At 68.1% G+C, this 25,497-nt stretch carries 18 protein-coding genes; 16 read left to right on the plus strand and 2 right to left on the minus strand.

The genetic code is table 11. The annotated features are described in order from the left end of the window. Window positions 1–20 precede the first annotated feature (20 nt). Window positions 21–2,630 (minus strand): DNA topoisomerase III, encoded by a 2,610-nt coding sequence (locus H5407_RS05500; RefSeq protein ID WP_183103432.1) that lies wholly within the window; start codon window positions 2,628–2,630, stop codon window positions 21–23. 165 nt (window positions 2,631–2,795) lie between these two features. Here H5407_RS05500 and H5407_RS05505 point away from each other — a divergent pair, with 165 nt between their 5' ends. Genes H5407_RS05505 through H5407_RS05515 form a run of 3 tightly spaced genes read left to right on the plus strand, consistent with a single transcriptional unit; the run spans window position 2,796 to window position 4,857 of the window. Further along, window positions 2,796–3,278 carry an SET domain-containing protein gene (locus H5407_RS05505; protein ID WP_255501097.1) on the plus strand — a complete coding sequence of 161 codons (483 nt, stop codon included), beginning with the start codon at window positions 2,796–2,798 and terminating at the stop codon, window positions 3,276–3,278. Between the two features lie 14 nt (window positions 3,279–3,292). Next, window positions 3,293–4,168, plus strand: coding sequence for a biotin--[acetyl-CoA-carboxylase] ligase (locus H5407_RS05510; RefSeq protein ID WP_183103434.1), 876 nt, complete (start codon window positions 3,293–3,295; stop codon window positions 4,166–4,168). Continuing rightward, window positions 4,162–4,857: a hypothetical protein gene (locus tag H5407_RS05515; protein ID WP_183103435.1), complete on the plus strand. Its 696-nt coding sequence runs from the start codon at window positions 4,162–4,164 to the stop codon at window positions 4,855–4,857. The genes H5407_RS05510 and H5407_RS05515 overlap by 7 nt, the downstream gene beginning before the upstream one ends. Window position 4,858: 1 nt before the next feature. Here the strand turns inward: H5407_RS05515 and H5407_RS05520 are convergent, their stop codons facing one another. Further along, a complete protein-coding gene (locus H5407_RS05520) occupies window positions 4,859–6,595 on the minus strand; it encodes a S8 family peptidase (protein WP_183103436.1) in 1,737 nt (578 codons plus the stop codon). A gap of 383 nt (window positions 6,596–6,978) precedes the next feature. On the opposite strand from H5407_RS05520, the gene H5407_RS05525 reads away from it, so the two are divergent. The 13 genes from H5407_RS05525 (at window position 6,979) to H5407_RS05585 (ending at window position 25,490) form a co-directional block, all read left to right on the plus strand. Beyond that, window positions 6,979–7,833: a hypothetical protein gene (locus tag H5407_RS05525; RefSeq protein WP_183103437.1), complete on the plus strand. Its 855-nt coding sequence runs from the start codon at window positions 6,979–6,981 to the stop codon at window positions 7,831–7,833. Window positions 7,834–7,845: 12 nt separating this feature from the next. After that, entirely contained in the window at window positions 7,846–9,876 is a 2,031-nt protein-coding gene (locus H5407_RS05530) for an MFS transporter (protein WP_183103438.1), read from the plus strand. A gap of 94 nt (window positions 9,877–9,970) precedes the next feature. Beyond that, window positions 9,971–10,900: an ABC transporter substrate-binding protein gene (locus tag H5407_RS05535; RefSeq protein WP_183103439.1), complete on the plus strand. Its 930-nt coding sequence runs from the start codon at window positions 9,971–9,973 to the stop codon at window positions 10,898–10,900. A gap of 98 nt (window positions 10,901–10,998) precedes the next feature. Further along, window positions 10,999–11,196 (plus strand): hypothetical protein, encoded by a 198-nt coding sequence (locus H5407_RS05540; RefSeq protein WP_183103440.1) that lies wholly within the window; start codon window positions 10,999–11,001, stop codon window positions 11,194–11,196. A gap of 186 nt (window positions 11,197–11,382) precedes the next feature. Continuing rightward, a complete protein-coding gene (locus H5407_RS05545) occupies window positions 11,383–12,669 on the plus strand; it encodes a radical SAM protein (RefSeq protein WP_183103441.1) in 1,287 nt (428 codons plus the stop codon). Continuing rightward, window positions 12,662–13,951 (plus strand): aKG-HExxH-type peptide beta-hydroxylase, encoded by a 1,290-nt coding sequence (locus tag H5407_RS05550; protein WP_183103442.1) that lies wholly within the window; start codon window positions 12,662–12,664, stop codon window positions 13,949–13,951. The genes H5407_RS05545 and H5407_RS05550 overlap by 8 nt, the downstream gene beginning before the upstream one ends. 10 nt (window positions 13,952–13,961) lie before the next feature. Further along, complete coding sequence (locus H5407_RS05555; RefSeq protein ID WP_183103443.1) at window positions 13,962–15,206, plus strand: DUF6895 family protein; 1,245 nt, start codon at window positions 13,962–13,964, stop codon at window positions 15,204–15,206. A gap of 21 nt (window positions 15,207–15,227) precedes the next feature. Continuing rightward, window positions 15,228–16,487 (plus strand): radical SAM protein, encoded by a 1,260-nt coding sequence (locus H5407_RS05560; RefSeq protein WP_183103444.1) that lies wholly within the window; start codon window positions 15,228–15,230, stop codon window positions 16,485–16,487. 63 nt (window positions 16,488–16,550) lie between these two features. Then, a complete protein-coding gene (locus H5407_RS05565; protein ID WP_183103445.1) occupies window positions 16,551–17,777 on the plus strand; it encodes an aKG-HExxH-type peptide beta-hydroxylase in 1,227 nt (408 codons plus the stop codon). A 74-nt stretch (window positions 17,778–17,851) separates the two neighbouring features. Continuing rightward, entirely contained in the window at window positions 17,852–19,366 is a 1,515-nt protein-coding gene (locus H5407_RS05570) for a TolC family protein (protein WP_183103446.1), read from the plus strand. Next, window positions 19,363–20,628 (plus strand): NHLP bacteriocin system secretion protein, encoded by a 1,266-nt coding sequence (locus tag H5407_RS05575; RefSeq protein WP_183103447.1) that lies wholly within the window; start codon window positions 19,363–19,365, stop codon window positions 20,626–20,628. Before H5407_RS05570 ends, H5407_RS05575 begins: the two co-directional genes overlap by 4 nt. A 7-nt stretch (window positions 20,629–20,635) precedes the next feature. Further along, the gene (locus H5407_RS05580) at window positions 20,636–22,828 is read left to right on the plus strand and encodes an NHLP family bacteriocin export ABC transporter peptidase/permease/ATPase subunit (protein WP_183103448.1); all 2,193 of its coding nucleotides are present in this window, start codon (window positions 20,636–20,638) and stop codon (window positions 22,826–22,828) included. Beyond that, window positions 22,821–25,490: an NHLP bacteriocin export ABC transporter permease/ATPase subunit gene (locus H5407_RS05585; RefSeq protein WP_183103449.1), complete on the plus strand. Its 2,670-nt coding sequence runs from the start codon at window positions 22,821–22,823 to the stop codon at window positions 25,488–25,490. The genes H5407_RS05580 and H5407_RS05585 overlap by 8 nt, the downstream gene beginning before the upstream one ends. Window positions 25,491–25,497: the final 7 nt, after the last annotated feature.

Raw genomic sequence — 25,497 nt, forward strand, 5'->3', positions numbered from 1 at the left:
CGGGACGCCGGTGGCGCCCCTCAGGCCTTCTTGGCCGCCGTCTTGCGGGCCGCGGTCTTGGCGGCCGGCTTGGCCGCGCGGGGCTCGAACTCGAACATCACCTTGCCGGCCTTCGCGTCATAGCTGAGGAAGGCCTTGAACTTGCGGCGGGTCTTGTTGGAGACAAAGTTCTCCAGCAGGTCGGTCTTGCCGGTCTCCAGCAGCTTGCGCATCTGGTTCAGCTCGATGGGCTGCTGCAGGATGATCTTGCCGCTCTTGAAGTCGCAGCTGGGCGCCGGGCCGGTGCTCTTCTCGCAGACGTAGTTGCTGCCGTGCTCGTAGACGGTGCCGCCGCACTTGGGGCAGGCGCCCAGGGGCTCGGCCTGGCTGAAGTCCACGGCCTCGGCGGCCTCGTCGGCCTTCTTGGCGTCTTCGCCGAAGTCGAACTCCAGTTTCCAGTTCTGGATCTCCTCGTCATAGACCAGGGCCAGCTCGGCCGTGAAGGGCCAGCCTGCCTTGGAGCGGAAGCCTTCCAGCGGGCCGATCTTCTTGTCGCGCAGGAACTGCTCGACCTCGTGCAGCTCGAAGCTGCGGCCGCCGGGGATCTTGCCGATGGAGAAGCCGCAGCCCTCGGATGCGCCGTCCTGGCCGCAGCAGGTGAAGCGGCGGTAGTTCTCCTTCACCACACCGCCGCACTTGGGGCAGGGCGTCTTGAGGGTGGCGTAGTCGCCGGGGATGGTGTCGCGGTCATATTCCTTGGCCTTCTGAACCACGCGCTCGGTCATCTCGGCGATGCGGGCCATGAACTCCTCGCGGTTCAGTCGCCCCTTCTCCATCTCGGCCAACTGGTATTCCCAGTTGCCGGTCAGCTCGGGCTTGGTGAGGTCCTCGACGCCCAGGCCGCGCAGCAGCGTCATCAACTGGAACGCCTTGGCGGTCGGGATGAGCTCGCGGCCCTCGCGCAGCATGTACTTCTCGGTGATCAGGCCTTCGATGGTGGCGGCTCGCGTGGCTGGCGTGCCCAGGCCCTTCTCGGCCATGGCCTCGCGGAGTTCGTCGTCATCCACCAGCTTGCCCGCGCCTTCCATGGCGGAGAGCAGCGTGGCTTCGGTGTAGCGGGCCGGGGGCTTGGTGGCCAGGCCCTTGACGTCCACGCTCTCGGTGCGCACCACCTCGCCGGGCTTCACGGGCACGAGGCTGGCACCGCTGCCGTCCTCTTCGTTCTGAGCTTCCTTGCCGTAGACGGCCAGCCAGCCCGGGTTGACCAACACCTTGCCGTTGGTCTGGAACTTGTAGTCCTTGCCGCCGGCCTTCACCGTGGAGATGCGGGTGGTGACCTGGAACTCGGCCGCCGGGAAGAACACCGCCAGGAAGCGCTTGACCACCAGCTCGTAGAGCTTGGCCTCAGCCTCGGTGAGGCTCTTGGGCGCCTGCAGCGTGGGGATGATGGCGAAGTGGTCCGAGACCTTGGCGTTGTCGAAGACCTTCTTGGTGGGCTTGATGTAGCCCTTGTTCAGCGCCACGCGCGCATGGCCGGCCAGCGCCTGCAGCGGGCCGGGCAGGTCCTCGGAGGCAATCATCTCGGCGGTCTGCTTGGCAACGGCCAGGTAGTCCTCGGGCAGATAGCGGGAATCGGTACGCGGGTAAGTCAGGACCTTGTGCTTTTCATAGAGGGCCTGCGCCAGGCCCAGCGTGGTCTTGGCCGAGAAGCCGAAGCGCGAGTTGGCCTCGCGCTGCAGCGTGGTGAGGTCATAGAGACCCGGGCTGCTTTGCGAGCTGGGCTTGCTCTCTTCGGTGACGGTGGCGGGCTGGCCTTTGACCGCGGCAGCGATGGCCTCGGCCTCAGCCTTGGTCCAGACGCGGTCGGCCCGGAGCTCGGCATCCTCGGCGTTCTTCTTCCAGGCGGGGTCGAACCACTTGCCCTCGTACTGGCCGGCCTCGGCGTCGAAACTGCCGCGGATTTCCCAGTAGTCGCGGGCCACGTGCTTGCGGATCTTCTCCTCGCGCTCCACGACGATGGACAGCGTGGGCGTCTGCACCCGGCCCACGGTGGTCAGGAAGAAACCGCCGTCGCGCGAGTTGAAGGCCGTCATGGCGCGTGTGCCATTGATGCCCACCAGCCAGTCGGCCTCGGAGCGGCAGCGCGCGGCGTCGGCCAGGGGCAGCATCTGCGCATCGCTGCGCAGGCGCTCGAAGCCTTCGCGGATGGCCTGCGGCGTCATGGATTGCAGCCACAGCCGGCTCACCGGCTTGTTGATGGCCGCCTTGGCCGTGCCAGCGTACTGCACGATCAGGCGGAAGATCAGCTCCCCTTCACGGCCCGCGTCACAGGCGTTGATCAGGGTCTCGATGTCCTTGCGGCGGATGAGCTTGACCAGGGCGTTGAGCCGGCCCTTGCTCTTGTCGATGGGGTTGAGATCGAAGTGCGGCGGGATCACGGGCAGGTGGGCGAAGCTCCACTTGCCGCGCTTGACGTCGTATTCCTCCGGCGCCTTGATCTCCACCAGGTGGCCCACGGCAGAGCTCACCACGTACTGGTCGTTCTCGAAGTATTCATCGTGCTTGTCGAACTTGCCGGACTGGGGCGTGAGGGCGCGCACGATGTCCTGCGCGACGGAAGGCTTCTCGGCAATGATCAGGGCTTTGCTCATGGTCTCTTCTGACGTTCCTGGTGGGGCTGGCCGCCGGCAGCAAAAGCTCTGCCTACAATGCGGCCTCGCGCGCACGCACACGCGCACGCACCCATGATTTCAATGTAACCAACTCGAGCCATGCCGCAAGCCGCCCGCAAGAAGTCCGCAGACGCGCCATCCACCATGGCAGTGAGGAAGGCCGCCAAGGTGACCAAGGGAGGCGGCCGCCGCATCCAGGTGCGGCGCTCGGGCGTGCACGGGCGCGGGGTGTACGCGGTGGCGGAGATCGCCATGGGCGAGGTCATCGTCGAATACACCGGCGAGCGCATCGACTGGGACGAGGCCATGGACCGGCATCCCCATGACCCCAGCCAGCCCAACCACACCTTTTACTTTGGCCTGGACGACGGCTCGGTGATCGATGCCCTGCACGGCGGCAACAGCGCGCGCTGGATCAACCACAGCTGCGATCCCAACTGCGAGGCCGACGAGGTCAACGGCCGCGTCTTCATCAAGGCCCTGCGCGACCTGATGCCCGGCGAAGAGCTGTTCTATGACTACGGGCTGACGGTGGACGAGCGCTACACCCCCAAGCTGAAGAAGGAATACGCCTGTCATTGCGGCGCGCCGCAATGCCGTGGCACCATGCTCACGCCCAAACGCTGACATCCCTGCACCACATGGCTGCCAATCATCAGAACTGGGGCGCCGAGTCGCTCTGGCAAGACCTGGAACCGCTGCTGCCTGGCCTGTCCATCGAGGTCCTGGCCCGCGCCGACTCCACCAACAGCGTGCTGCTGGAGCGTGTGCGTTCGGAGCAGCACTCCGCTGGCGAGCGCGGCCAGGAACGCGCGGGCGAGCGGGGCGGCTTCGGCCGCCGCGCCCACGACATGCAGCCCTGCCTGCTGGTTGCCGAGCACCAGACCGCCGGCCGCGGCCGCATGGGTCGCATCTGGCATGCCGAGGCCGGTGCCTCGCTGACCTTCTCCCTCGCACTGCCGCTGGCGCTGGCGGACTGGGCCGGCCTGTCCCTGGCCGTGGGCTGCGCGATGGCGGAGGCCCTGGAGCCGGCGCCCGCCCGCCCGCCGCGCCTGCAGCTGAAGTGGCCCAATGATCTGTGGCTGGACGGCCGCAAGCTGGGCGGCATCCTCATCGAAACCGTCAGCGCGGGCGACCAGCGCATCGCGGTGATCGGCGTGGGGCTGAACATCCGTCCGCAGAAGCCCGGCAACGAGAGCCAGTTCATGAGCGGCTATGCCAGCCTGGACGAACTCGACACCACCCTGACCGCGCCCGAGGTGCTGCGCCGTGTCGCCCGTCCGCTGATCCTGGCCGTCACCGGCTTCGGGCAGGGCGGCTTTGGCGCCTGGCAGCAGCGCTACGAGGCCCGGGACCTGCTGCGCGGCCGCCCTCTCATGGCCGCCGGCATCGAGGGCGTGGGCGCGGGCGTCACTGTCCAGGGCGAGCTGCTGATGGACGTGCAGGGCCAGCGCCAGACTGTCAGCGCGGGCGAGGTGTCCGTGCGCCTGCAAGTCAGCGAGCCGCCCGCATGCTGAGAATCCTCCTCGTCGCGACCCTGCTGCTGAACCTGCTGGTCTTCATCTTCACCCAGGGCTGGCTGGATGGCCTCACCGGCCTGCATGCCCGCGGCGACAGCGACCCCGCCCGCCTGCAGCAGCAGGTGAACCCCGACCAAATGCAGCTGCTGAACGCCCAGGCCGCGAAGTCGGTCCAGGCCCGCGCCTGCCTCGAGTACGGCCCCCTGATCGGTGACGAGGCCCTGCGCAGCGCACAGGCCCAACTGGACAAGGCCGGCATCGCCGCCGCGCAGTGGCAGGACCTGCGCGCCGAGCAGGCCGGCGTTTGGGCCGTGGCCACCATCCGCCTTCCCAACAAGGACTTCCAGCAGCGCAAGGAAGAGACCTACAAGCGCATGCGCATCAACTTCGAGTACCTGGCCGGCCCGCCTGAAGAGGTGCCCACCATGGTGCTGTCTCGCCATGGCAGCGAGAAGGCCGCCGAGGCCGCCCTGGAGGCCATGAGCCAGCGTGCGCTCAAGGGCCTGCGGGTGATGCAGCTGCAGGCCGCCAGCAGCCTGCATGTGCTGCGCTTCGCCCAGGCCGACGGGGTCACCCAGGGCAAGCTGCGCGGCATCAAGGAGCTGGGCGAGGGTCGCAGCTGTGCCGCCGGCAATGCCGCCAGTGACGCCGAGGCAGCCAGCGCCGCCCCATCTTCCAACCGATGACTCATGGCGCGCGCCGCGCGCGGCGCAGCAGTGGCACGCTGGCCAGCAGGGCCAGCAGCCAGGCAGGGCTCATGACACCGCCGCCGCCGGAAGTGGTGGGCGGCGGGGCCACGCTGGCCAGTGCGGCGCGCGCGTCCAGCATGCCTGCGCCGCAGGTGCTGGTGGTGCAGTAACACTCCAGCTGCTCGGCGCCCGTGGGGGCCGAGCAGGCGGGCGGGTTGGCATCGCCGGCCGAGCCGCCGCCCGTGGTCGGGAAGGGACGGACCGTGCTCACCAGGGCCTGGCGGACCTGGTCCGGCGTCAGATCGGGCCGCGCGGACAGCAGCAGCGCGGCGACGCCCGAGACCAGGGGCGCGGAGAAACTGGTGCCCACCGAGGCATCGCTGTTGGTGTAGGCGTTGTCGTTGGCAACCGGCCCTTGCTTGCCCGAGTTGGTGGTGCTGAGCATGGGATAGAGGCAGGCGCCGCTGGCATTGACGCAGTTGCCCCCCGGTGCTGCAAGCGCGACCTCAGGCCCCACGCTGGAGAAGCCCACCTTGGTGCCGGCATGGCGCAGGCCCGCCACCGCGATGACGCCGCTGCAGTTGGCCGGCAGGCCGACCGCCTGCCCTGAGGTGTTGCCCGCCGCGGCCACAATGACCGCGCCCTTGGCCCGCACCGCGGCCACGGTCTCTGCATACAGCGTGGCAGTGCCGCCGCCATCGCTGCAACTGCCTCCGCCGCCCAGGCTCATGTTCAGCACTCGTGCAGGCGTGGCATTCTGCGGGAGGCCGGGGACGGCGATGCCCGCCGCCCAGCGCATGCCGGCCCAGATGTCCGAGTCATAGCCACCGCACTTGCCCAGCACCCGAACGGGCAGGATCTTGCTGGCCCAGCTGACGCCGGCGATGCCGACACCGTTGTTGCTCGCCGCGCCGATGAGACCGGCCACCCGCGTGCCGTGCCAGGAGCTGTTCGCGACATCGTCGTAGGTGCAGCCGCTGATGCTGCCGGCCTCGATATCGGCATTGCTGACCCAGTCGCCGGGATCGCGGGCATCGCTATCGGCCCGGTCGCCGTCGTTGGCGACAGCCGGGGCGTCAACGTCATTGGTCATCGCGCCGATCATGTCGTAGCCGGGCAGCAGCTTGGCCGACAGGTCCGGGTGGTCGTAGCGCACGCCCGTGTCCAGCACAGCCACGATCACGCTGCTGCTGCCCGTGCCCAGGTCCCAGGCGCCTTCGGCGTTGATGCTGGAGATCAGGTCCTTGCTTGGCGGCATCAGGTACCACTGGCCATGGCCATTGCTGCCCTGTGCCTGGTTGACCTGCGGATAGAGCGGGTCGTTGGGCACATTGGCGGCGCGACGGCGATGGTCCACGGCCACGAGCTCGATCTCGCTGTCACGGGCCAGACGGGCCGCCAGGGCCTCGGAACTCAGGCCCCTGGCCAGCACGACCTGGGTGCGCTCGTCCAGGCTGTGGTGGGCGTGCAGGGTCAGACCCGTGCGCTGCCCCAAACCCTGGGCGCGGTTGCGGGCAATCTGGCGGGCGGTGGCCACGTCGGTCCTGGCACTGAGCGCCTGGGCGCGCAGGCTCTGGGCACCCGCCTTGAAGCGAACGATGACCCGCCCCACGGGGGCCGGCGTGAGCGCAGCGGTCGATGAAACCATCGGCTCGGCCTGAAGGCCGGAGGCAGCCGCCAACGCGGCCATGAGCAGGCCCAGGGCAAGCGGGCGCAAAACGGTGGGCTGTGACATGGGGGGAAGACTCCGGTCTAGGGCTGGCCAATGCCCGGCAGTTTAGGGACTTGCGCCCCACGCGAACGAAAAGAAGCGCTAGGCAAAACACCCATCGCCTCACACCTGCCAGGTGGTGCAGCGCCGCCCGTCGAGCCCAACGCGAGGGCCCTGGAGCGGGCTCAAATAGCAGCTCTAATACCTGAAGTCAACGCATTTTTCATGAAATAGAAACATCTTACATAGTCAACTCTTACATCCTGACTTTCCCTTTTACCCCTCCACTCCTTGATGCGTCGCAAACCTTTTGCTCTAGACTCCGGCCGCCAAGTCGATCTGAGCCCTGAAAACTCGTTTCCTAATTTCTATACGGCACACCCACCTCGACTCGATACCTCGTCACGATGCAACACGACGTCGCGCCAAACTCGGCACAAACCCTGACTTCCGCCCTGCCCACAATGGGCGCGGCGAAGGCGGATGCCATCTGGTTGCGGATCGGAATACTGCTGACGCTCATCATTGCCTTCGTGCTCGGCCTGATTTCATTCCTGAATTACTCAAATTACAGGAAAACCATTAATGAGCTGAATCAAAACAGCGTTCTGGTACTGGCAAGAGATCTTCGCCAGGCCATCACCCTTGGTTTCAGCGCAGGATTACAGCCTCAGGAAAATGCGCAGCTGAATACCAATATCGGGGAAATGCTGCAAAAGCACCCGGATATTCAATACATCGCCATCATCGGCGACAGCAACCGGGAGCTCGTCAAGGGTCCGGCGAGCCCGGCGTCTCGTGAACGGTGGGCCGCGCGCTACGCCGAAGCGGGGGTTGATCAAGTCTGGCAGGTCGCCGACGACGCCAATGACCAAATCGGGCTGTCCTACGCCAACGACTTCGGTGCCAAGGCAGGGGCCGTCGTGATTGCCTATGCACGCACGCCAGTGGAGCAGCAGGCACGCCAGATGGGCTGGCAGCTCGGGCAGGACGCCCTGCTGAACCTCCTGGTCCTGGCCTTGATCACGCTGGGCGGTGTGTACCTCCTCGCCCGACGCATGACTCGACGGATCCGGGCGGTCGCGTCCTATATCCAAGGCGCCGGCACCGGTGCCGCGGCCGCACCGCTGGACGACCAGCTGCTGGACGAGCACACCTACGGCGCCATCGCCGACTTCGTGGCGACCACCCAAGAGGTGGCCCATCAGATCACCGCCATCGAGCAGCAGCTCGGGCAGGCGCCGGCCTCCCGCCCCCGTTGAGGCACGCGCACCATGAACGCCCTGCGAATCCGGCTCACGGTCTTCATCGCCCTGCTGCTTGTCGTGGCCGCCATGCTGCTGACCTGGCTCACGCTGCAGCGCTTCGAGCGCAACATCATCCCCGAGATGGCGCGCACATCGCGCACCGTGGGTGAGTCAGTCTTTGCGGTCTTCGAGCGCGCGCATCAGCACGGCATCGCGCTGCCGGACATGTTCGGGGCGAACGAATTCCTCGACGAAGCCATGCGCGAGCACGCCGGTCTCGCCTATCTCTACGTCGCCGATGACAAGGGGCACGTGCTGTTCAGGAACTCTGGCAGCGCGGCGCGAGCTGCGCTGAGCACCACCTGCGACGTCGATGGCACCACGCTGCGCGGGGAGCATTTCCACACCTGCATGCGCATGCCCCTGTCGAGCGGCGCCTGGGCCACGCTGCACCTGGGCCGCCCCGCGTCGTTCGTGACGGAGCGGATGCGCGCCATCCTCTACGACCTGCTGGCCGTGCTCGTGGTGTCTGGCCTGATCACCGTGGAGCTGCTGCGCTTCACGCTGACCTTCGTCTTTGCGACGCCCATGACGGCCACGCAGATTCTGCTCAGCAAGGTCCGGGAACGCGACTTTTCCTACCGTCTGCCGCATGAGCGGCTGGGCGGCATCGCGCAGCTCGGCCGCAGCTTCAACCTCACGGTGGAGGCGCTCAACCGCCGCGTCCAGGCGCTCAGGCAGCGCTGGGGCGCCACCGCGCTGGCTGAGCACCCTGGCTATCAGCACCTCATCGGACACAACCGCTTCGGCGACCCCGGCAAGCCCAATGTCATCGAATGCGCCGCCGTGGACCATATCCGCTGGCCCTTCTTCCTGCTGATCTTCGCGGACTCGCTCTCGCTGTCCTTCTTTCCGGTCTACGCCGGGCAGTTCTACACAGACATCGGCGGACTCTCCCGCGAGCTGGTGGTAGGCCTGCCCATCTCCATCTTCATGTTCACCTGGGCACTTTCGATGCCCTGGGTCGGTACCTGGAGCGACAAGGTCGGCAGCCGCAAGGCCTTCATCGTCGGGGCCGGCATCACCACGCTCGGCCTACTGCTGACCGCCACAGCCACCAGCCTTGTTCAGCTGCTGGTCTGGCGCAGCATGACGGCCGTGGGCTACGGCCTCGCCTTCATCACCACGCAGAGCTACATCAGCGCGAACACGCCGCCCTCCCAGAGGACGAAGGCGATGGCGACGTTCATCTCGACGTTCTTCGCGGGATCCCTCTCGGGCTCGGCCATCGGTGGCATCTTGGCCGACCGCATCGGCTATGCCCCGACCATCCTGATGTCCGGGCTGCTGAGCGCAACGGCCGCGCTCGTGGTATTGAACTTCATCCATGGCAGCGACGCCGCCGCCACGCCCCGCCAGCCGCCGGGCATGAAGGAGTTCAAGCGCCTGCTGTCCAACCCACGCTTCGTGCTGGTGACCTTCTTCGCCGCCGTGCCGTCCAAGATCGCACTGTCCGGCTTCCTTTACTACACCGTTCCGCTTTATCTCAAGCTGCTGGGCAACAGCCAGTCGACCACGGGCCGGATCATCATGGCCTACGGGCTGGCCATCATCGTCCTGTCACCGCTCATCGCGAACCTGGCCGACCGCATCGGCAAGCTGCGCTGGTTCGTCGGGCTGGGAGGCTTCCTATCGGCGGCGGCCATGCTCAGCCTGACCAGCTTCGACTCGCTCACCGGCGTGCTGATCAGCACCACCCTGCTCGGCATCGCCCATGCCATCGGCGTGTCGCCGCAGCTCTCGCTGATCAACGAATGCTGCCGCGAGCTCGTCCAGGAGATGGGCGCGGGCACCACGACCGGCATCTTCAGGCTCATCGAGCGGCTCGGCAACGTCCTCGGCCCCATCCTCGCGGGCCTCCTGATCGCCCACTTCGGCTTCTCCGGGGCGTTTGTCGGCATTGGCGCGATCGTCATGAGCTGCGCGTTGGTCTTCATGCTCAGCCTGCAGTGGCTCGAGTCAGGCAAGAACGCATCCACCCAAACCAAGCCGCTGTAATCCCATGAACGCCCACCGCAGAACCGCCCTCACACTCGCCTCGGTGCTGATGCTGCCGGCATGGGCCAGTCAGTCTCCTCGCCCGTTGAAGATCATGATGATCCTCTACCGGGGCACCACGGATGCCGAGAAGGGCTTCATGGCCTACTTCGACAAGCACGCCATCCCGGTCGAGTTCATCGTGCGCGACGCGCAGGCCGACAACCAGCGCGTCAGCGAATTCGTGCGGGAGGCTCGCGCAGTCAGGCCGGACCTCATCTACACCTTCGGTACGACGGTCACCGCCAAGGTCGTCGGCACGCTGGACGAGGCCTCGAGCGACGAGCGCGTCACGGACATTCCGGTGGTCTTCAATGTGGTGGCCGACCCGCTGGGCGCCAACATCACGCGGTCCCTCAAGTCCTCGGGGCGCAACTTCACGGGCGTGACGCATTTGGCGCCTGTCCCGGCGCAGATCCAGGCCTTGCTGGCGATGCGCAAGGTCCGCAGCCTGGGTGTCCTGCACAACCCCTATGAGCGCAACTCCACCCTGACCGTCCAGGACGTCAAGGCGACGGCCGAGAAGAACGGCATCGTGGTCCAGGTGGGACAGCTGGCTGCCGACGGCCAGACCCAGCCGACGCTGGACATGCTGCGCGGTGCCCTGCACAACCTGCTGGCCCGCCAGCCGGATTTCATCTATCTGCCAAGCGACTCCTTCCTGATCAAGCACGCCCGCACCGTGGTGGACATGGCGCGGGCGGCCAGGGTGCCGGTGTTCGCGGCCACCGAGGCTCCGATCCGCAACGACGGCGCCCTGATCGGGCTCGTGTCCAACTACTTCAGCGCCGGCGAGCTCGCGGCGCACAAGGCCGAGCAGATCCTGCTCCGGAATGCGTCACCGGCGGCCATTCCCATCGAGCCGCTCAACCGGTTCACCTATCTGATCAACATGAAGTCGGCCAAGCAGCTGGGCACCTATCCGCCCGTAGCGCTGTTCAAGGTGGCCGAAGTCATCAACGACTCTGCGGACGCACGTGAGTAGTGCGCCGTGACCCATTGAATTCATCCGAGGCGCAGTTTTGCGGATGGGCTCAAGCCCGCGGGAATGTTCCCGCTCAACTTTTCAACCAGGAGATCAACATGACCAAGCTCAACGAAGAAATCAAGAAAGCCGAACAAGACAACGTGCCGGCCGTGCAACCCAGCGTCGAGCAGCTGACCGAGATCGTCGAGGCCGAGCTGGAAGTCCTGTCCGGCGGCATCGCCTTGGACGTCGAGGCCGAAGGCTGCGGCGGCTACAGCCGCTACGAAGCCAAGCACTCCAAGAGCCCGGCCTGATCGGCGCGGGCCGGCGACGGCATCGCCCTCTGGGCGGCCTCGCCTGCCCGTTGCGTGCGACGGGCCAGCAATGGGTCCGTCGCACGCCGCGTCGCGGTGCAGCCGGCCAGCCTTCCGGGCTGGTCGCTCCCCGCGCCGCGACACCACAACAACAAGCTTTGCATTCCCGGGATCCGCTGGCGACCGATGGACGCTCCGATCACTTTCTTTCCCAGTTCGCGCCGTTCCGCGCGGACTGAGGCGCCGGCTGCGCCGGTTCAGCGCTTTCACACGCTCAGCGTCATCCTGAAGGTGACCGAGCGCTGCAACCTCGCCTGCCCCTACTGCTACTTCTACTTCAGCGGGGATGACACGCATCGCGAGCACCCCGCCTTCGCCGACGATGAGATGCTGAGCCGCACGCTGGCCTTCATCCTTGACGCCGTGCGCGAGCAGGGCATCCGCCAGGTCCAGATCGGCCTGCATGGCGGCGAGCCGCTCCTGCTGAAGCCGGCCCGCTTCGACGCCCTGTGCCAGACCCTGCGCGATGCCATCGAGCCCGTGTGCGAGCTGATGCTCCTGGTGCAGACCAACGGCGTGCTGCTGGACGCTCGCTGGGTCGAGATCCTCTCTCGCCATCGCATCCGCGTCGGGGTCAGCATCGACGGCGATGCCCAGGCCCATGACCGAACCCGCATCACCAAGAAAGGTCGCGGCACCTACGCCGAGACGCTGCGCGGCTGGCGGCTCCTGAATGAAGCCGTGAAAGAGGGTCGGGCCGCCTCAGCCAGCATCCTGGCCGTTGTCGCGCCGGACCGCTGCGGCGCCGCAACGTACCGCCACTTCCGCGAGGCGCTGGACGCCGACGGCATGAACTTCCTGCTGCCGGATCTCACGCACGACGCCCCCGAGGCCAGCCCCGCCCACATCGAGGCTTGCGGCGACTTCCTCATCGGCGTCTACAACGCCTGGGTCGAGCTCGGCGGCAGCAGCACGCGCGGTAGCGTGCGCTTCATCGAGGAGCTCGTCGGCCCCCTGCTGGACGATCAGCTGTGCCGCCGAGCCGCCCTTGGCCGCCGGGTGCTGCCCAACCAGTTCGCCATCTCCACCGACGGCGAGATCTGCCCCGACGACGTGATCCGCGGTTTCGCCCCGCGCCTGCGCCAACTGCCCTACCGGGTCGGCATCGACAGCGCCGCCGCGCTTCGCGAGACGCCCGTGTGGCTGGAGCTCATCGAGGCCCAGTCAAGCCTGCCGGCGGCCTGCAGCGGCTGCCTGTGGCGCAATGTGTGCGGCGGCGGCGCCCTTGCCCATCGCTATTCCCACGCGAACGGCTTCGACAACCCGAGCGTCTACTGCGCCGGCCTGAAGAAGCTGTATCGCCATGTGGCCTGGAGCCTGATCCAGGCCGGGGCCTCCGAGGACGCCATCGAGCGTCGCCTGACGACGGACTGGACGCAGACCGCGCCCACGCAAGAGGTGAGTCATGTCTGAATTGCACACGCCCGCCACGCCGGACTGGCTGCTATCGCTGCTCGTGCCTCTGCATGGGCACCAGCCCCAACCCGGCGTTCAAGCCCTGGCCACCGCCCTGGCGCGGGCCACCTGGCGCAAGCTGCAGGCCGCCTGCGAGGCGGCCGGCGCCACAGGCGCGCACGGGCAAGAGGCCCCGGACACGCCATTGGCCGTCGCGCTGAACAACCTGGGCCTGCACGACTGGCCCGCCTCCGCGCGCTGGTGGAGCCCGGAGCTGGGCAGCTGCATGGCCCGCCTGTCCCGGGGTCAGCTGCGAGAAGCGACGATCTTCTTCCTGCTGGCGGCCCATGGCACCGGCGCGACGGGCGACTGGACGCTCGACCTGCCGCAGCCTTGCCGCCTCTCCTTTGCCGGCGCAACCTTCACTGCGCACGAAGCGGTGAAGGCGCGCTGCGAGCAAGGCCGACTGCAACTGTGGGTCCTGCCGCCCCCCGCCGCGCCGCTGTGCTGGCAGCACATCGGCGCCCACTGGGTGCTGGAGCCCGGACAGGCCACGGACAGCCGGATCGACTTCGCCGCCGGGGCGACGGTCACATCGGCCGGCTTCGAGGACAAGCAAGTGCAGTCCTGGACCCTGCCCGCCAGCTACCGCAGCGGCGACGATCCCGAGGTGGACTGGCCTCCCGCACAGACGGCCGCCGACCTCGGCCCCGCCTGGCGAGACCAGGCCGCTCGACAGACCGGGGAGGCCCTGGACCTGCTCGGACAACTGCACGGCAACTACCGTCCCTGGTGCCAGCCGCTGCTGCGCGGCCTTGCTGCCTGTCGGGTGCCCCACGCGCAGATGCTCGTGAGTGGCAGCTACCGCTCGCATGCGGGCATGCTGACGGTCGGTTTCCCCATCCAGACACCGCTGCTGGCCGAGACGCTGGTGCATGAGATCAGCCACCAGTACTACAGCCTGCTGAGCTATGCGGTGCCCCTGATCGACCGGCAGGTCGCCTCGGGGCTTTACTACTCGTCCTTCAAGCGCAAGGACCGCCCGCTGGAGAAGATCCTGTTCGCCTTCCACGCCACCGCCAACATGGCGTTCTATTGGCATGGGCTGCTGCAGATGTCCGGCCCCTGGCAGGACCTGGCAGACCGCGAGCTCGGCAAGCTGGTCGGCTACATCGACAGCCTCGGACAGACATTGCGCGAGGCACCGGGGCTGAGCCCCACCGGCCTGGCCTGCTTCGAGCTGCAGTCCTCGATGCTTCAGGCGCGCGGCCTGCGGGCTGCCGCACTGGCCGAGCACTGAGAAGAGCCCCATGCAGGCGCCATCCCTGAGCACGACACGGCTGCGCGAGGCCAGAGACCAGGCACTGGCCTGGCTGGTCGCGCAGGCCCACCATTGCGATCCACACAAGGGCGCGACGCCGCAGGAGTACCTGTTCCGGCGCAAGTGCTTCAACGAACTCGCCCTGCTGCTGATGGTGGGCGAGCGTCTCGGCACGCCGACCAGCGGGGACTGGATGCGCCTGAAGGCGCAGGTCGCCCGCCACATCGATGAGCGCTATCTGTCGCTGGCGGCGCGGCGCAGCGGCACGCTGCTCATGTTCACCTGCGGACTCGGGCTGGCTGTGCAGCAGGGCTGGCTGGACGAGGGTCTGCAGGAGCGGGTGCGGACACTCCTTGGCAGCCGCTTCGCCTGGGGCATCGAGGGCAATGCCTTCCGCCACCTGGAGCTGCTCACGGCCTGCCACTACGCCGGCGCCAAGGCGCCGCTTGACGTCGATGCCGTGCTGCGCAGCTCCGCCCTGGCCCTCGCACCCTCGCCGATCCATGCCACCCAGGATGCGCTGTTCGCGCTCACGCATGCCGAGTACTACCGGACCTTGCTGGGTCACGAGTTCAGCGGTGCGGATCCTTTCGTGCCCGTCGCACTCTCCGGCGCGATGGCGCGCTGTCTGGCGCAAGGCGACCTGGACCTGGGTCTTGAGCTGGTCGAGACCGCCAGCCTGCGCGGCTTGGCGCTCGGGCCTGAAGCGCAAGCCCTGCTCGCACAAATGCTGCCCCCGCTGCTCGACCAGGGCTGGCTGTGCCCGGCCGAGCCCACCTGGGTGGTCCGGGATTTCACGGCCGCCTGCCCCGGCGAATCCGACTGGGCCCGATCCTTCCACCTCACGCTGGTGGGCGCCACCTGCTGCATGACGCTGCTGGCGCCCCACGCCTCGCCCCTGCCCGCCTTCGATGCCGGCCTCGTGCAGCAGGCCCACCAGCTCGGCAGCGCCCTGCTGGGCCTGCATCAGTACCGATTCGAGAGCGCCCTCGGAGCGCTGCAGGGCTGGTCCCCGACGCTGCCGATGCACCAGCGCCTGCTGGCGGAAATCCGGGCTTTCCTCCCGTTCAGCCAACGTCGGGACGGCCACTTTGGCCATCTGGTCGATGAGCTGCGCCGCGCCGGCCTCGGCCCGGACGACAGCGCCGGCCTAGAGCGCCTCTTTGCGGGCAGCGACCGCGCCTGCCTCGACTTCCTGGCGCGTACCGCAACGCCGTCCGCCCTGGCCGCCTGAGCCCTCCATCGACCCGACACCATGCTCACCACCGAAGCCCAGATCGTCCGCGTCCACCGGCCGCGCCCCTCGACGAGCCGCTTGCCCCGGCCCCAGCGATCCTCGCCCTATGGCGCGCTCTTCATGATCCTCAAGATCACCGAGCGCTGCAATCTCGCCTGCCCCTACTGCTACATGTTCTTCATGGGCGACGAGTCCTACCGAGAGCATCCGCCGCTGATGTCCACGGACACGCTCGCAGGCCTCGTCGGCTGGCTTCAGGAAGCCGTCCACACGCAGGGGCTGCGCTCGCTGCACATCGGACTTCACGGCGGCGAGCCGCTGCTGATGAACAAGAAGGCCTTCCGCCAGCTGTGCGCAGCCCTGCGCGAAGGTCTTGCGGGCCGCTGCCGGCTGCAGCTGTCCATGCAGACCAACGGCGTTCTGATCGACGAGGCCTGGATCGAGATCTTCTCGCAGTACGACATCGGCATCGGCATGAGCATGGACGGCGACGAGTCCCTGCACAACCTCACCCGCGTCACCCGCAGCGGCCGCGGCACCTACCGCGAATCCCGCCGCGGCTGGGAGCTGCTGCAGCAAGCGGCGGCCCAGGGGCGGCTGCAGAAGCCGGGCATCCTGTGCGTGGTGTCGCCCGGGCAGCCGGCCGGACGCATCTACCAGCATTTCGCGCAGGAGCTGCGCGCGAGCTCGGTGAATTTCCTGCTGCCGGACTTCAACCATGATTCGCCGGAAGTCAGCCCCGCACTGGTGCAGGCCTGCGGCGACTACATGCTGGAGGTGTGCCGTGCCTGGTTTGCCGGCCAGCACCGCCCGCGGGTGCGCTTCATCCGGCACGTCGTGAATTCGTTGCTCGATGACGAGAGCTGCCAGCGCCTGGCTGCCAACCAGTACAACCCCTTCGAGCTGATCACGGTCTCGAGCAACGGCGACATCTCACCCGACGACGCAATCCGCGTGCTGGCCCCTCGTTTCCGGGAGACCGGCCACACGGTGCAAGAAAGCACGATGTCGGCGCTGATGGACAGCGATGCCTGGCTGGAGATCTACGCCTCGCAGGGCCAGTTGCCTGCGGCCTGCACCGGATGCCTCTGGCAGCGCCTGTGCCGCGGCGGTGCGCCGCAGCACCGCTTTTCGGCAGCCCGGGGCTTCGACAACCCATCGATCTACTGCGAGGCCCTCAAGCGCATCTACGCCTTCATCGCCTCGATGCTGGTGCAGGGGGGCGTCTCTGCCGAGGCCATCGAGCACCGCCTGACGGGCCCGCTGCCGACGACCTGAGCCACCGGCTCGCTCCAGACTCCCGCACGGCACCTTTCCTCTCCTGCCCCCGAGATCACGATCATGACCAGCGCCCTCTTTGCCCACGGCTTCGCGCCTCAGCTCTTCACCTCCGCCAAGCCCATGGGCGTCATGGCGGCGACCTTCCACCGCGGCGTGCTGGACGCCGTCTCCCGGACGATCGACGCCGGCTCCCCGCTGATGACGCTGCTGGACCAGTGCCACACGCTGTCGTCCCAGGCCCTGCCCTCCCAGCCGCAGGCCTGGCAGCCCGACGCGGGCGCGGCGCTGCGCAAGCACCAGGCCGGCCGGCCGCAGGAGGCGCTGATGCATCTCATGTGCGCCCTGCACACGCTGCGCATCCCCGGGCAGTGGCAGACCCGGCTGGAGGCACCGGTTCGCCTCGGCGTGGACGGCCATCTCTTCGACGTCGCGGGCCATCTGCGGCTGACCTGCACCACCGAAGAGGTGCGCGTGGAGCGCCTCGACGACACCGTGCCGCCCCTGGTCCTGGAGTGGACGCCCCTTGGCCTGCGCATTGGCACCGGGCACGTCCCCGACGCCCGCTGGGTCTACGTCGGCCCGACGCACCTGCGCGCCCCTGGATTCGAGCATCTCTATCTGCAGAGCTGGAAGGAGCCCGACGAATCCACGGTGGTGGACATCTTCGTCGATTGGCCCGTCCCCCCGCAGCAGGGTGAGGACGCCCATATAGCCGCGCGTTCGGCGCAGCAGGTCGGCGAGGCCCTGCAACTGCTGCAGCAAGCAGACCCTCGCTACATCGAGTGGATTCTTCCGCTGCTGCGCGGCCTGGCCTGCTGCCCGCTCACCAGCGAGGACATGCGTCAGAGCGGCAGCTTCCTGCCGAGCGCGGGCGTATTCAGCTGTGGGTTCCCGCTGAGCACCGAGTTCCTGGGAGAGGTGTTCGTGCACGAGATGAGCCACCAGCACTATCTGCTGATGTCGGCCATCCAGCACCTGACCGACCCGGCCCGCAAGGAGTCCACGCACTACTCCACGCTCAAGGGCAAGAAGCGGACGATCAGCAAGATCCTGCTGACCTACCACGCCACCGCCAACATGCTGCTCTACTGGCACGACCTGCTGCACAAGCTGGGGCGAGGTTCCGCGGAGAACCTCAAGGAGCACGACGTCATGCTGCGTCACACGCTCAGCCTTGCCGATATCCTGCGCAGCAGCGACGCCCTGATGCCCATCGGCCGGGCACTGTTCGTCGGCCAGGCCGAGCTGTTGAACGCCCGAGGCTACGACATCCCGACGGACGCATGAGCCGACGAGCGTGCGCAAGCTCAGGGCGCGGCGCCCTGCTACTCGCCACGCTGGGCCTGGTGAGTTGTCCGGCCGTGGCGGAGCCGCTTTCGCTGGCCGAGGTCCTGACGCAGGGGCTGTCGAGCCATGTGCAGACCCGTCTCCAGCGGCATGAGCTGGAGGCCGCATCCGCACGCGCCCAGCAGGCGGCTGGGCAGTACGACTGGACGCTCTCTACCGAGGCCCGGCAGGCACGCACGGTCACCCCGGCCTCGCCATCCGCCACACCAGACCAGACCACGCGCAGCAGCAGCAGCTACCGCGTGGGCGCCGAGCGACTTCTGGGTCAAGGGGTCCGCCTGGAGACGGGACTGGAGACGAGCGGCGTCCTGGATCAGCCGGCCGAGCTGCCGCAGCGCCAGCACCAGACGCGCCTGACGCTGCAGTTCGTGGTGCCGGTGCTTCGAGGCAGCCGTCTGGCGCGGGCCGAGGACGAGGCAGCGCGCCTGGCCTGGGACACCCAGCGCTGGCGCGTGCGTGCCACGGCCAGCGAGGCGGTGCTCGGCTTGACCCAGCGCTACTGGGAGTACCGGGCCGAGTGCGCGCTGCTGGGCATCGCCACGCGCTCGCTGCAGCGCTCGCGGGATCTGCTCGCCTCCAATGAGACCCTGGTGAAGGCGGACGAGAAGCCGGCCGGCGACCTCGTCCTGCTGCGGGCGGACCTCACCGACAAGGCCAATGCCCTCGAGGCGGCGCAGCTGCGCGTACGCGAGGCGAGGCGCCGGCTCGGCCGCAGCATGGGACTGGATGCCCGGGCCAGCGACCGGCTGCCCGTGGCGGAAGACCCGTTTCCCGTGCCGTCGGAGTCCATCGGCACCTTGCTCTCCCAGGCCGAGACACTGAAGCAGCGGGCCCTGGCCGCACGCCCTGACCTGCGGGCGGATGCCCTGCAGCAGCAGTCCCAGCGTGCCCTGCTGGATGCCGCCCGCGACGCTGAGCGCCCTCAACTGGACCTCAAGCTCGGCCTCAGCTATGGCCAGGCCTCGGAAGGCAGCCGCCTGCTGGGCCTGCCGCCGCTCTCGGGACGCAGCGCCACCGGCCCCTCGTGGTTCGCCACGCTCAACTACCAGTTCGCCGTGGAGAACCGCCGGGCCGGCGGCCGGCTGCGCGAGCTGATCGCAAGCCTGGAACAGCTGCAGCTGCGCGCCGCGGACAACCGGGAATCAGCCCTGTCCGAGGTGGAATCCGCCCTCCAGACGCTGTGGCGCAACGGCCAGCAGATCCGCACGGCCAGCGAAGGCCTCAGCCTGTACGAGAAAGCTGTGGCACAGGAGGTGGTCAAGCTGCGTTCGGGCATCGCGACGCTGATGGACGTGATCAACCTCGAGACCCGATACGTGAACGCCCAGGTCGGCATCACCCAGCTGCAGCTGAGCCACGCCACCGCCCTGGCGCGGCTGCGCCACGAGACCGGCACCCTGTTCGAGCCGCCCAGCAGCGACCAGGACGCGGACACGCTGGGCAGCCTGGATGTCCGGGCCCTCAGCACCCTGGATTCCCTTGACAGCCTGCAGCGCTCCGGTGATCCCGTGGGCAGAAAGCTCCCATGAAAGACGGCCTGTTCAGAAAGGCGGCACTCGACCGCCTGTCCTCCCCCGACGAACTGGACAGCCTGCTGCAGGTGACGTCTCCGCGGGCCTGGATCGTCCTCATGGCCCTGGGCCTCGTGACGGGCGCCGTGCTGCTGTGGGCCGTCTTCGGCCGCCTGCCCAGCAAGGTCAGCGCGCAGCAGTGCATCCTGGTGAAGAGCGGCGGGATCACGCTCACCACCGCGCCCTCGAGCGGGCGGCTGACCGACCTCTCCGTGGAGCGCGGAGACAGGGTCGTGCGTGGCCAGATCATCGGCCGCATCGACCAGTACGACACGCTGCAGAAGATCAAGGCGACCGAAGCCCGCCTGGCGGAGGCACAGCAGCAGCTGCAGCAGACGCGCCAGGCCAACCAGGAGCTCGGCCGGCTGCGGGAGCTCAGCTACCAGCAGCAGCGCGACGCAGCCCTTGCGCAGATCGCCGCGGCGGAGCGCCAGATCGGCCTGCTCAAGGAGCGCATCCGCTCCCAGCAGGCGCTCGTGGAACAGGGCCTGCTGACGCGCCAGACGCTCATCTCGACCCAGTTGGAGCTGAGCGCCGCTCAGCTGCAGGTGGAAGCCAGCAAGTCGCAGATCAAGCAGGCCGAGGTCAGCCGCGAGGACGCCAGCACCCGCAGCAGCAACGAGATCGCCCTGGCAGCGCGCCAGGTCGAGGAGATCAAGTCCTCGCTCGACTCCCTGGCCCGCGAGGCCAAGACCTCGGGCCTGGTGGTGAGCCCCGCCGCGGGCCGCATCCTCGAGGTCACCGTCAGCGACGGCCAGTTCGTGGACCGCGGCGCCGCCATGGTGAGCATCGAGTCCAGCGGCAACGACCGGAACGAGGTGGAGGCCTTCATCTACCTGCCCGCCGCGGAGGGCAAGCGCATGCGCATCGGCATGAGCGCGGAGATCAGCCCCAGCACGGCCCGGCGGGAGGAGTTCGGCTTCCTCTCGGGCAGCATCGCCTCCGTGGCCGAGTACCCATCGTCCGACCGTGGCCTGATGCAGGTCTTCGGCAATGAGAAGCTGGTGCAGCAGCTGGTCGGCACCACGCCGCCCATCCAGCTTGTGGCCACGCTGAATCCGGCGCCGGAGACGCCCAGCGGCTATGCCTGGTCCACGCGCCAGGGACCGCCCTTCACGATCCAGAACGGCACGCTGTGTCAGGCGTCTATCACCCTGTCCGTGCGCCGGCCGATCACCCTCGTCATCCCGGCGCTCAAGCGCCTCTTCGGCACGGAGTGACGTGGGCATGCTTTCCCTGATCACGCGATGCTGGCATGCGCTTCGCGGCGGGCGTGGTGCCTCTCCTCGGGTCCGTGCACCCACGATCCTGCAGATGGAGGCCGTGGAGTGTGGTGCCGCCAGCCTGGCCATGGTGCTGGCCTACCACGGTCGCCACGTTTCGCTGGCAGAGCTGCGCACAGCCTGCGGCGTCTCCCGCGACGGGACCAAGGCCTTGAACCTCGTGAAGGCGGCTCGGGGCTACGGCCTGGAAGCCCGCGCCTTCAAGGCCGAGCCGGCACAGCTTGCCGGCCTCCCGCTGCCGGCGGTGCTGTACTGGAACTTCAACCACTTCCTCCTGCTCGAAGGCGTGGGGCGCGACACCTTCCATCTGAACGACCCGGCGCGCGGCCGGCGTGAGGTCAGCGCTGCGGAGTTCGACACGTCCTTCACCGGCATCGTGCTCACCTTCGGCAAGACCGAGCACTTTGAGCCCGGCGGGCGCCCAGACAGCCTTCTGGAAGCGCTGCGCTCACGCCTGGGCGACACGCGATGGGCCCTGACCTACCTGCTGCTGGTTGGGCTGCTGCTGGTCGTGCCCGGCATCGCCGTGCCGGCCTTCAGCGCGATCTTCATTGACACCATCCTCGTGGGCCAGCTGCAGGGCTGGATAGGGCCGCTGGTGCTCGGCATGGCCGCCACCAGCGCGCTGCTGGGTGCGCTGACCTGGCTGCAGCACTACTACCTGCTGCGACTGGAGGCACGCATCGCACTGGGCACCTCTGCGCGCTTCTTCTGGCATGTGCTGAGGCTGCCGCTGAGCTTCTTTCAGCAGCGCTCGGCCTCGGAGGTGAGCTCTCGGGTGCTCATCAACGCGCGTGTGGCCGAGGTGCTGTCCGGCGATCTTGTAGATGCAACGCTGGGCCTCATCACCGCCACCTTCTTCGCCGCCGTCATGCTCTTCTATGACCCCTGGATGGGCATGCTCAGCATCGGCGTGGCCGGTGTGAACTTCGGCCTGCTGCGCGCCGTCTCCGTGAAGCGCCGCGAGCTGAACATGCGCCTGGCGATAGACCAGAGCAAGGTCATGGGCACCTCGATGGACGGCCTCATGCTCATCGAGACGCTCAAGGCTTCGGGCTGGGAGACCGACTTCTTCGCTCGATGGGCGGGCTTCCAGGCGCGGTTCGCGCGTTCGATGCAGGAGATGAGCCGGACCTCCATCCCGCTGGACCTCGCGCCCCGCTTGCTGAGCCTGCTGAACGCCACGGCGATCCTGGGCATCGGCGGCCTGCGCGTGATGAGCGGCGAGATGTCCATGGGCTCGCTCGTGGCCTTCCAGATGCTGGTGGCCAGCTTCATGGGCCCAATCAATACGCTGGTCTCGCTGGGCGCGAAGCTGCAGAGCTTCCACGGCGACGTGAAGCGGCTGGATGACGCGCTCGATGCCCCCATCGACACCGGCCCCGACGACGACAGCGAGGTTACCGACGGCACACGCTTGAGCGGTGCCCTGGAACTGCGGCAGCTCACCTTCGGCTTCAGCCGCATGGAGCCCCCGCTGCTGGAGAACTTCAACCTGCAGCTCAAGCCGGGGCAGCGCGTCGCCCTGGTCGGCCCCTCCGGCTGCGGCAAGTCCACGATCGCCAAGCTGGTGGCCGGATTGCACCAGCCCTGGCAGGGAGAGATCCTGCTGGACCGCATCCCGCGCAGCGCCGTGCCCCGCCACCAGCTGCTGAACTCGGTGGCCGTCGTGGATCAGGACATCTCGCTGTTCAGCGGCACCGTGCGGGACAACCTGACGCTGTGGGACCGCACCGTGCCGGACTCCGTGATGATCCAGGCCGCCAGGGATGCCCAGATCCACGACTTCATCTCCTCCCGCCCCGGCGGCTACCAGAGCCTCGTCTCCGAGGGTGGCGCGAACTTCAGCGGCGGCCAGCGCCAGCGCCTGGAGATTGCCCGGGCCCTCAGCACGAATCCCCGGCTGCTGATCCTCGACGAGGCCACCAGCGCACTGGACCCGCTGACGGAGCGCCTGGTCGAGCAGAGCATCCGGCGGCGCGGCTGCAGCTGCCTCGTCATCGCGCACCGCCTGAGCGCCATCCGCGACTGCGACGAAATCATCTTCCTGGAGCGCGGCAAGGTGCTGGAACGCGGCACTCACGCGACGCTCATGGCCCTCGGCGGCCATTACGCAAGGCTGGTGTCCGATGAGTGAGCTGTCCGCCCTGATCCTGCGCTTCGAGCGTGCCGGCGCCCGGCGCATCGATGTGCGCGAGCCCTGTCAGCCCGCCGGGGCGCTGTGCCTCGTTACCTCGGGGCCTGCGGACCTGTTCCTCACCATCACGGACACCGATGGCGGCACCCGGCGGTCGCACTGGCAATGCCTCGAGCCCGGGCAGGTCTTCGCCCTGCCGGTGGTGCCCGATGGGGCCGAGGACGGTTGGACCCTGCAGGCCCGCGAGCACGCGCAGTGCCTCGTGCTGCCCGAGGGGGCCGAGGACCAGGGGCCGGAGGGCGCCACGGCCCTGACGGCGGCCCTGGGGCAGTGGTTGGCCCTGCTGGAGCCACCCTCGCGGGAGGAGGGCGCGACCGCGGCCGCCCCTGCAGGCCAGGCCCCACGCCTGCAGGCGCTCCTGGATGCAGGGCGAGCCGGACTGCGGGCCGCTCATGAGCGCCGGCGCGAGGAGGAGATCGAGGAGGAAATCCGCCTGCAGCGCAAGGCGGTCCTCAGCCGCCAGGCGCTGTCGCAGGCGCTGGGGCATCTCGCCTCGCTCTTCTCCCCGAGCACCGAAGGTGACGAGGTCGAGGGCGATGCGCTGCTCGTGGCCTGCCAGTTGCTGGGCGCACGCCAGGGCATCGAATTCAAGCCCCCCACGCCAGGCCAACCCGCAGGCAAGCGGGGGCCGCTGGGCACCCTGGCCGAGGCCTCCGGCGTGCGCATGCGCACGACGATGCTCAAGGGGCGCTGGTGGGAGGAAGACAACGGCCCCCTGCTGACCTTCGTCACCGAGGGGCGTCGGCCCGTGGCCCTGCTGCGCAATGCACAAGGGCGCTACGAGGCCGTGGGCCCCAAGGACGGCCTGCACTTTCTCGTGGACGAGACGAGCGTGCAAGGCCTGTCGACGCTGGCCTTCCAGTTCTACCGCAAGCTGCCGTCCACCGCGGTCGGCGTCGCCGAGTTGCTGCGCTTCTGCCTGCGGGACCTGCACCGCGACGCCCGCGGCGTCCTGCTCATCGGGCTGCTGGGCACGCTGCTGTCCACGCTGATCCCCATCGCCAGCGGTCACCTGTTTGACGACATCATCCCGGCGGCTGACAGCAGCCAGCTGGCGCAGATCCTGGCGCTGCTGGCCGTCATCGCGGTGGCCAGCTTCGTCTTCGAGCTGTACCGTGCCCAGCTGCTGCTGCGCATCGAGAGCCGGGCCGGCAGCGACCTCCAGGCGGCAATCTGGGACCGCGTGCTGAAGCTGCCGGTGCCCTTCTTCCGCAACTTCTCGGCAGGAGACCTGGCCACCCGCATCAACGGCATCAACGAGATCCGTCAGCTGCTGTCCGGCGCGCTCATCGGCTCCGCCATGAACTGCCTGTTCTCGATGGTGAACCTCGTCCTGATGCTGCACTACAGCGTGCCGCTGACGGCGCTGGCCGTGGCGCTCGTGCTGGTGGCGGCGGGCTTCCATGCCTTCATCGGACGGCGGCGCTACCGCTACACCAAGGCCAGCGCGGACATCCGGGGCGAGACGGCTGGCCGTGCGCTCGAGTACCTGAGCGGCTTGTCGAAGCTGCGCATGACCGGCGCGGAATCCAAGGCCTTCGCCAACTGGAGCCGGCATTTCGCTGACCAGCAGCGCCTGCAGATGCAGTCCGGCCTGCTGGGCTGCGTCACCCAGGTCTTCAACAGCGTCTTTCCCGTGCTGACCAACGCCCTGCTGTTCGCGCTGATCTCCTCGTCGGCGTTGTCGCAGCACACGGAGCGCTTCTCCAGCGGCGACTTTGTGGCCTTCAGCGCGCTGTTCGCGCTGTTCCTGAACGCCATGCTGGGCCTGGTGCGGATCGGCGTGACGCTGCTGGACGTCATCCCGATCTACCAGCGCGCCCTGCCCATCCTCACGGCCACACCCGAAGCCGGCGAGCGCCGCCGGGACCCAGGCCGGCTGCGAGGCGCCATCGAGGTCGCCAGTCTCAGCTTCAGCTATCCCGGCTCCGAGCAGCCGGTGCTGCAGGACGTGTCTCTGACGGTCGAGCCCGGCCAGTTCGTAGCGCTGGTGGGCGAGTCGGGCTCCGGAAAGTCCACGCTGCTGCGCCTGCTGCTGGGCTTCGAGAAGGCACAGCAGGGCGACATCTACTACGACCGTCAAAACCTCCATGACATCGACCTCGTGGCGCTGCGCAGCCAGCTGGGCGTCGTGCTGCAGGGTGGCAAGGTGATGAGTGGGGACATCTTCAAGAACATCGTCGGCGCGTCCTCGCTCTCGCTGGATGACGCCTGGGAGGCCGCGCGGTCCAGCGGACTCGCCGCGGACATCCAGGCCATGCCCATGGGCATGCACACCGTGGTGAGCGACGGCGGCAGCACGCTGTCCGGCGGGCAGCGCCAGCGCCTGATCATCGCTCGCGCCATCGCGCACAAGCCCGCCATCGTCTACTTCGACGAGGCCACCAGCGCCCTGGACAACCGGACCCAGGCCATCGTCAGCGAAAGCCTGGGCCAGCTGCGAGCCTCACGCATCGTGATCGCCCACCGGCTCAGCACAATCCTCCATGCCGACTGCATCTACGTCCTGGACAAGGGACGCATCGTGCAGCGGGGCACCTATTCAACGCTGATGCAGACGCCGGGCCTGTTCGCCGACATGGCCAAGCGTCAACTTGCCTGAGCCCACC

It is taken from the genome of Mitsuaria sp. WAJ17, assembly GCF_014174515.1.
Classification (GTDB): Bacteria; Pseudomonadota; Gammaproteobacteria; order Burkholderiales; family Burkholderiaceae_C; genus Roseateles_B.